Annotated in this window: 6 protein-coding genes and 1 pseudogene; 4 read left to right on the forward strand and 3 right to left on the reverse strand. The window is 71.8% G+C overall.

Annotated elements, in window-relative coordinates:
- The first annotated feature begins 88 nt into the window (after positions 1 to 88).
- Positions 89 to 1,732: a M4 family metallopeptidase gene (locus J0670_RS23390; RefSeq protein ID WP_207813617.1), complete on the forward strand. Its 1,644-nt coding sequence runs from the start codon at positions 89 to 91 to the stop codon at positions 1,730 to 1,732.
- Positions 1,733 to 1,962: 230 nt separating this feature from the next.
- Here J0670_RS23390 and J0670_RS23395 read toward each other — a convergent pair whose 3' ends face one another.
- Both J0670_RS23395 and J0670_RS23400 read right to left on the reverse strand, forming a co-directional pair.
- The gene (locus J0670_RS23395; protein ID WP_207813618.1) at positions 1,963 to 2,940 is read right to left on the reverse strand and encodes an ABC transporter substrate-binding protein; all 978 of its coding nucleotides are present in this window, start codon (positions 2,938 to 2,940) and stop codon (positions 1,963 to 1,965) included.
- Between the two features lie 58 nt (positions 2,941 to 2,998).
- On the reverse strand, positions 2,999 to 3,775 hold the full coding sequence (locus tag J0670_RS23400; protein ID WP_307806657.1) for a MerR family transcriptional regulator: 777 nt from the start codon (positions 3,773 to 3,775) through the stop codon (positions 2,999 to 3,001).
- 248 nt (positions 3,776 to 4,023) lie between these two features.
- Here J0670_RS23400 and J0670_RS23405 point away from each other — a divergent pair, with 248 nt between their 5' ends.
- From J0670_RS23405 to J0670_RS23415, 3 genes are read left to right on the forward strand one after another with little or no spacing between them, the layout of a single operon-like run.
- Positions 4,024 to 5,595, forward strand: a complete 1,572-nt coding sequence (locus J0670_RS23405) for an NAD(P)/FAD-dependent oxidoreductase (protein WP_207813620.1) — start codon at positions 4,024 to 4,026, stop codon at positions 5,593 to 5,595.
- On the forward strand, positions 5,592 to 6,614 hold the full coding sequence (locus tag J0670_RS23410) for an alpha/beta hydrolase (protein WP_307806658.1): 1,023 nt from the start codon (positions 5,592 to 5,594) through the stop codon (positions 6,612 to 6,614). Before J0670_RS23405 ends, J0670_RS23410 begins: the two co-directional genes overlap by 4 nt.
- On the forward strand, positions 6,611 to 7,516 hold the full coding sequence (locus tag J0670_RS23415) for an SDR family oxidoreductase (protein WP_207813621.1): 906 nt from the start codon (positions 6,611 to 6,613) through the stop codon (positions 7,514 to 7,516). Before J0670_RS23410 ends, J0670_RS23415 begins: the two co-directional genes overlap by 4 nt.
- A gap of 118 nt (positions 7,517 to 7,634) precedes the next feature.
- On the opposite strand, the pseudogene J0670_RS23420 reads toward J0670_RS23415, so the two are convergent.
- Positions 7,635 to 7,824, reverse strand: a pseudogene (locus J0670_RS23420) (PLP-dependent aminotransferase family protein); the annotation flags it as partial.

Here is a 7,824-nt window from a genome sequence, read left to right on the forward strand (position 1 = left end):
AGCGCCCGTTCCGCCCCACAGGTGCCGACCCGGCCCCCGGGACGCGGCGCGACCGCGCCCACACGCGGTTTCCCGGAAGGACTCGTACGTGAAGCGAAAGCTCGCGGCTGTCGCCGTACTGTCGGCCACCGCCCTGTTGACCGGTGTCGTCCAGGTGAGCACCTCCGTCGCCCAGGCGTCCCCCGCCGCGCCCTCGTTGCAGGCGCAGGCCGCCCAGCAGCACGCGGCCGTGCTCGCGGTGGCGAACGGCCAGGCCGGCCCGGTGGCGAAGGCGCTGGCGCTCGGCGACCAGGAGAAGCTGGTGGCCAAGGACGCCGTCATCGACCGGGACGGCACCCGGCACCTGCGCTACGAGCGCACCTACGCCGGTCTGCCGGTCATCGGCGGCGACCTGGTCGTCCACCAGAAGGCCGACGGCGCCGTGAAGTCGGTCGACAAGGCCGTCTCCGCCCGGATCGCGCTGCCGAGCCTCACCCCGCGGATCCCGGCCGACCAGGCCGCCGCCGGTGCGACCGGCGCGGTCAAGGCCACCGTCGGGGTGACGCTGGACCCGGACGAGTCCCCGCTGGCCGACGTCCACCAGGCGGGCACGCCCCAGCTGGTGGTCTGGGCCACCGACGGCAATCCGCGACTGGCGTACCGGACCACGGTCCAGGGCGTGCGCGCCGACGGCACCCCGAGCAGCCAGATCCTGATCACCGACGCCGCCGACGGCAGGGTCCTCTCCACGCACGAGACGATCGAGACCGCCGCCGGCACCGGCACCGGCATCTTCGTCGGCCAGGTCCCGCTCACCACCAACCAGAACGGCTCGCAGTTCGAGCTGAAGGACACCGGCCGCGGCGGCCAGTCCACCAGCGACCTGAACAACGGCACCGATGGCAACGGCTCGCTGTTCGCCAACACCAGCAACACCTTCGGCGACGGAACCGTCAACAGCCGTGAATCCGCCGCCGTGGACGCCCAGTTCGGCGCCGCCACCACCTGGGACTTCTACAAGAACACCTTCGGCCGCAACGGGATCCGCAACGACGGCGTCGGTGCCCTCAGCCGGGTGCACTACGGCTCCAACTACGTCAACGCGTTCTGGGACGACAGCTGCTTCTGCATGTCGTACGGCGACGGCAACAACAACACCGCGCCGCTCACCGAGATCGACGTGGCCGGCCACGAGATGAGCCACGGCGTCACCGCCGCGACCGCCAACCTGAACTACGCGGGCGAGTCCGGCGGCCTCAACGAGGCCACCTCGGACATCATGGGCACCATGGTCGAGTGGTACGCCAACCTGCCCTCGAACCCGCCGAACTACTGGATCGGCGAGCTGATCAACCTGCGGGGCGACGGCAGCCCGCTGCGCTACATGGACCAGCCGAGCAAGGACGGCGCCTCCGCGGACTACTGGGACGCCAACGTCGGCAACCTGGACGTGCACTACTCGTCCGGTGTGGCCAACCACTTCTTCTACCTGCTGTCGGAGGGCAGCGGCGCGAAGACCGTCAACGGGTTCAACTACAACAGCCCGACGTACGACAACTCGACGCTCGCGGGCATCGGGCGGGACAAGGCCGCGCAGATCTGGTACCGCGCGCTGACCACGTACTTCACGTCCACCACCGACTACGCGGGCGCCCGGACGGCCACCCTCAGCGCCGCGTCGGACCTGTACGGCGCGAACAGCGCGGAGTACAACGCGGTCGCGGCCACCTGGACCGCGGTCAACGTCAACTGACTCGGACCTGAACCGGGTTGGGCCTGAGTTGGGCAGGCCCGGCCCGGGGTGCGTCCGAGCGGGGCCGGGCCGGACCGTGGGTGCCGACCGGTCGGGCCTGCGGCGGGGGCGACGGTGTGCGGACCACCTGTCGCCCTCGCCGGACAGCTGACGGATAACAGATTTCAACATCTGTTATCCGTTAGCTGTTATCTGTTATCTGTCTCCTGTCCTCTGTCTTCTGTCGGCCGTCACCCGCCCGCCGTCGCCAGGCACTTCCGGATCTGGTCCAGGATCAGCCCGGCCCCGGTGTAGCCGATGCCGAGCATCCACAGGTTGTCGTCCACGTGGAACACCCGCCCGCTGCGGACGGCGTCCAGGTTCTTCCACAGCGCGCCCTCGGTGATCTCGGTCTGGCCGGACTTCGTCGCGTCCCCGTACACGGAGTAGAAGATGACGTCGGCCGCCGCCTGGTCCACCTGCTCGGGGCTGATCTCCAGTGAGAAGCCGGGCCTGTCCTGGTTGGCCGGGCGGCCCAGCCCGAGGTCCTTGAAGAGCGAGCCGACGAAGGTGTCGTTGAGGTAGAGCCGGGTGGGCGCGCCGGCCAGGAAGCGGGCCATCTCGACCCGGGTGGCCGCCGCCCTGGCCTGTCCGCCGAGCGCCGTGACCAGGTCCCGCAGCTTCGTCCGGTACGCCTCGTCCGCCGCCTCGGCCTCCGCCTGGCGGCCCATCGCCTCGGCGTGCAGCCGGACGTTCTCCTTCCAGGTCGGCCCGGTCGTCGTGGACAGAACGGTCGGCGCGATCCGGGACAGCTCCCCGTACCGCTTGTCGTCCCGGACCTGGTTGCCGAGGATGAGGTCCGGCCGCAGCTCGGCGATCGCCTCCAGGTTGGGCTCGCCGATCACGCCGACCGCCTTCGTCCCGGCCAGCCGCGCCGCCGGGAGGTAGCCGGGGAAGGGGGCGCCCTGGCTGACCGTGGTGGCACCGACCGGGCCGAGGCCGAGGGTGACCACCGAGTCCAGCGCGTCGGTGTCCAGTGCCACCACCCGGCCGGCCCGGGCCGGGACGGTGCTCTCCCCGCGCGCGTGCCGGACGGTCCGGCTGCCGCCGGAGGGCGACGAACCTCCGATCGGCGCGGGGGAGCCGGCCCCGCAGGCGGCGAGTGCCAGACCCGGGACGAGTCCGGCGACGAGGCCGAGCGCGGCGCGGCGGCTGAGGGGGCGGGGCATCGGCGGCTCCTCCAACGGGCGGTCGGGCGCGGGAATCCCTGCCCGCCCAAGAGCCCCGCTACGCCTCCGGGCCGTACTCCCGCCGCTGGCGCAGCAGTTCGGCGTACTCGGCGCGCACCCGGCGGTCCATCGCCAGGGTGAACTGGGCGTCGGCGACGGTACGGGCGATCGGCCGGACCCGCAGTATGCGCTCGGTCAGCCGGGCCGCCTCGCCGGGAGCCAGCGGCGTCTCGCCGGAGAGCGCGCTGAGCAGGTGCTCGCTGACCACTTCGATGAAGATCTCGGCGATGGCGTCGACGTGTTCCCGGGTGCGCCGACTGGCGTCCAGTACGGCGGCGAGCGGCACGCCCTCGGCGACCAGTTCGGTGGTGGCGTCCATCAGTCGGCGGCTGACGTGGGTGATCCCGTCCTCCTCGATCGTGATGTAGCCCTGGGCGATCGACTCGGCGGTGTTCTCCTCGGTGAGCTGGTCCCCGAAGGCGCTCTTCAGTTCGTCCCAGTCCATCCGCACCGGGGTCTCGTCCGACCAGGGGGCGACGATCGCCGCCTCCAGCCCGATCAGCTCGGCGACGTCCCGGCCGCTCTCGCCGGCGCCGATCAGTTCGGCGATCCCGCCGAGGGTGTGGCCGCGTTCGAGCAGTTCGCCGATCATGCGCAGCCGGGCCAGGTGCTCCTCGCCGTACCAGGCGATCCGGCCCTCCTTGCGGGGCGGCTGGAGCAGTTTGCGCTCGCGGTAGAAGCGCAGGGTGCGGGTGGTGATCCCGGCCGCCTCGGCCAGTTCCTCCACCCGGTACTCGCGTTTTCTGTCGTCCGCAGCAGCTCTGACCTTGTCCACGGCGATCAGCATAGGTCCGTCCCGGTCGCTCGGGCTCCTCCGGGATTTCGCCGGAATCCGGGCTGTCGTGCTTCTTCCATCCGGTGTCGGTAAGGGCTAACCTGCCAACCATGCCAGTGATTACTGGCGCGATTGACAGGGTCCCGGAGGTCCGTCCCCGGGAGGTCCCGGGCGCGCCCCGGCAGGTTCCGGAGCCTCGGCCCCGGAAGAGCGCGACGACCACCGCCCCACCCTCAGGAGGAGGCCGCATGGCAGCCAGCAGCAAGCGCCCCCGGTCCGGCGCGTCCGAAGTGGCCGACGCCCGCGCTGAGCAGGAGACCGTCCCGCACGTCCGGGTCGCGGTGATCGGCTCCGGCTTCGGCGGCCTGGGCGCCGGGGTCCGGCTGCGCCGCGCCGGGATCACCGACTTCGTCATCCTGGAGCGCGCGGACTCCGTCGGTGGCACCTGGCGCGACAACAGTTACCCCGGCTGCGCCTGTGACGTCCCCTCGCACCTCTACTCCTTCTCCTTCGCGCCCAACCCCGACTGGCCGCGCAGCTTCTCCGGCCAGCCGGACATCCGTGCCTACCTGGAGAAGGTCGCCACCGTCTTCGGCCTCCGCCCGCACCTGCGCTTCAACGCCGAAGTGCTGGAGGCGCGTTGGGAGGGCGAGCAGACCCGCTGGCGGATCACCACCTCGGCCGGCGAGTGGACCGCCGACGCCCTCGTCTCCGCCGCCGGACCGCTCGCCGACCCGCAGATCCCCGACCTGCCCGGCCTGAGCTCCTTCCCCGGCAAGGTGTTCCACTCCTCCCGCTGGGACCACGACTACGACCTGGCGGGCAAGCGCGTCGCGATGGTCGGCACCGGAGCCTCCGCCGCGCAGATCATCCCGGCGATCCAGCCCGAGGTGGGCAAACTGACGGTCTTCCAGCGAACCCCGGCCTGGGTCCTGCCGCGCCGCGATCGCGAAATCACCCAGCTGGAGAGGTGGCTGCACGGCCGCGTACCGGCCACCACCAAGATCCGCCGGGGTGCCCTCTTCGCCCTCCGCGAGCTCCAGGTCGACGCCTTCGTCCGCCATCCCAAACTGCTGCGCGCGGTGCAGCAGGTGGCCGAACGCCACATCGCCCAGGGCGTTCCGGACCCGGAGCTGCGCGCTCGGCTCACCCCGGACTACCGGATCGGCTGTAAGCGCATCCTGCTCAGCAACACCTACTACCCGGCGCTCGCCGCCGCCAACACCGAGGTGGTCTCCTCCGGCCTGCGCGAACTGCGCGGCTCCACCCTGGTGGCCGCCGACGGCAGCGAGCGCGAGGTGGACGCCATCGTCTTCGGCACCGGCTTCCACACCACCGACATGCCCATCGGCGCCCGGGTGTTCGGGGCCGACGGGCGGAGTCTGGCCGAGGAGTGGAAGGACGGCATGGAGGCGCTGCGCGGCTCGACCGTGCGCGGTTTCCCGAACCTCTTCTTCGTGATCGGGCCCAACACCGGCCTTGGGAACAGCTCGATGATCCTCATGATCGAGTCCCAACTGAACTACCTGATCGACGCGTTGACAACGCTCGACTCGGTCGGCGCGGCCGCGATGCAGCCCACCGAGCGTGCCCAGCGCCGGTGGAACCTCGAACTGCAGCACCGGATGGACCGCACCGTCTGGACCACCGGCGGTTGCGTCAGCTGGTACCTGGACTCGAACGGCAAGAACACCCTGTTGTGGCCCGGCTCCACCACCTCCTTCCGTCGCGCCACCCGCAAGGTCGACCTCGGCGAGTACGAGCTGATCCTGCGCGGCGCGCCGACCGCCGCCCGCACCGCCCAGGAGGTGACGGCGTGAGTTCCCCCAAGCTGCCTCCGGAGTACGTACAGCCCACGCCTGTCGAGGAGTTGAGCGTCCGCTCGGCGGACGGGATCCGGCTGCACGTCGAGGTCCACGGCCGGCCCGGCGCGCCCACCGTGGTGCTCGCGCACGGCTGGACCTGCTCAACGGCCTTCTGGGCGCCGGTGATCCGCCAACTGTCCGACCGATACCGGGTGGTGGCCTACGACCAGCGCGGACACGGGAGCAGCGAGATCCCGCCGAGCCGGGCCCGCTACTCCACCCGGGCGCTCGCCGATGACCTGGCCGCCGTGCTCGCGCGGACCGTCCCGGCGGGGGAGAAGGCCGTACTGGCCGGGCACAGCATGGGCGGGATGACCATCATGGCGGCCGGCGGTCGCCCCGAGATCGCCGAGCGCACCGCCGCCAACGTGCTGATCTCCACCGGTCCGGGCGAACTGGTCGCCGAACTCGCCGTCCTGCCCGAGACCGTACGGTCCGTGGGCGTGCGGCGCTTCCTGAATCGGCGACTGCTGCGCTCCCGGCTACCGCTCGGACCGGTCACACCGGCCAGCCGAATCGCACTCAAGTACGCCACGATGGGGCCGAGTTCGCCCGACGGACAGGTCGAAGCGACGGCCCGGATCGTGCACGCCTGCCCGACGGCGGTGCGCGCCCACTGGGCCTGGGTGCTCGAACACCTCGACGTGCACGCGGGGCTCGGTCGGATCGCCGCGCCCACCGCGGTGGTGGTCGGCACCGCGGACCGTCTCACCCCGCCGGTGCACGCCCACCGGATCGTCGCCGAACTCGCCGACCCGCAGGGGCTGTTGCTGCTTCCCGGGGTCGGCCACATGGCGCCGCTGGAGCGGCCGGTGGAGGTCGCCGCCGAGATCCACCGGATGGCCGCCGCCCATCTGGTCGGGGCCGGCGCCGTGGCTGCCGGTTCCGACGCTTCTGCCACCGCCACCGCCACGGCCACCGCCACCGCTGCCGCTGCCGTCGCTCCCGTTGTCGTGAGGACCACCATCGCATGAACGCCATCCCGCCGCTGTCCGCGCAGGTCGTGGTGGTCACCGGGGCCGCCCGTGGGGTCGGGGCCTCGCTGGCCCGCAAGCTGGCCCGGCGCGGGGCCAAGGTCGCGCTGCTGGGGCTGGAACCGGAGGAGCTCAAGGCCGTCGCCACGCAGTGCGGCGCGGACGCGACCAGCTGGGAGGTGGACGTCACCGACCTGGACGCGCTCAGCGACGCCGCCCGCCGGATCAAGGAGCACTACGGTCGGATCGACACCGTGGTCGCCAACGCCGGGATCGCCATCGGCGGACCGCTGGCCGACAGTGACCACCGGGCGTTCAGCAGGGTCATCGAGGTCAACCTGCTCGGCAGCGTCGCCACCGCGCGGGCCTTCCTGCCGGCGCTGTCGGAGAGTCGCGGCTACCTGCTGCAGATCGCCTCGCTGGCCGCGCTGACGCCCGCGCCGCTGATGAGCGCGTACTGCGCCAGCAAGTCCGGGGTGGAGGCCTTCGCCCACTCGATCCGCGCCGAGGTGGCCTACCAGGGTGTCAAGGTAGGCGTGGGGTACTTGAGTTGGACCGACACCGACATGGTGCGCGGGGCGGACGAGGATGCCGTGCTGAAGCAGATGCGCAGCCGACTGCCGTGGCCCGCCAACAAGACGTACCCGCTGGAGCCCGCGGTGGACCGGATCGTCGCCGGGATCGTCCGCCGGTCCGCCCATGTGTACGCGCAGCCCTGGCTGCGCGGCATGCAGCCGGTGCGCTGGCTGCTGCCCAGCCTGATCGCGGTGGTCGGCGCGCGCGACGTCGCCAAGCTCGCTCCGCAGCTCGCGGCCACCGCCGCCAGCCGCCTGCGGGCCGTCGGGGCCGGAGGCGCGGCGGATATGGTCGCTCGGGGGAGCAGGGCGGGCGCGGACGGCTGAAGGGCTTCGGCTGACTGGCCTGTGGCGGATGGCAGTCGGCAGATGGCAGCCGACAAGTGACAAGTAACAATCGACAGCGAACGGATAACAGATGATGAAATCTGTCATCCGTTCGCTGTCATCTGTCATCTGTCGGCTGTTCGTCACCACTCGCGATCCGCGCCAGCGTCCCCAACGCCCGCGCCAGCACCGGCAGCGGCGGCGAGGCCAGCCCGACCCGGACGGCGGACGGCGTGCTCCGCGGGTCCACCGCGAAGGCGGAGGCCGGCGTCAGCGAGATGCCCGCCCGCGCCGCCGCCGCGACGAAG

The organism is Streptomyces sp. FH025, assembly GCF_017427025.1.
GTDB lineage: Bacteria > Actinomycetota > Actinomycetes > Streptomycetales > Streptomycetaceae > Kitasatospora.

Bases quoted from the DNA above. Each gene is read 5' to 3' on its own strand.
- J0670_RS23395 (WP_207813618.1), bottom strand. From the start codon at position 2,940: ATGCCCCGCCCCCTCAGCCGCCGCGCCGCGCTCGGCCTCGTCGCCGGA.
- J0670_RS23415 (WP_207813621.1), top strand. From the start codon at position 6,611: ATGAACGCCATCCCGCCGCTGTCCGCGCAGGTCGTGGTGGTCACCGGG.
- J0670_RS23405 (WP_207813620.1), top strand. From the start codon at position 4,024: ATGGCAGCCAGCAGCAAGCGCCCCCGGTCCGGCGCGTCCGAAGTGGCC.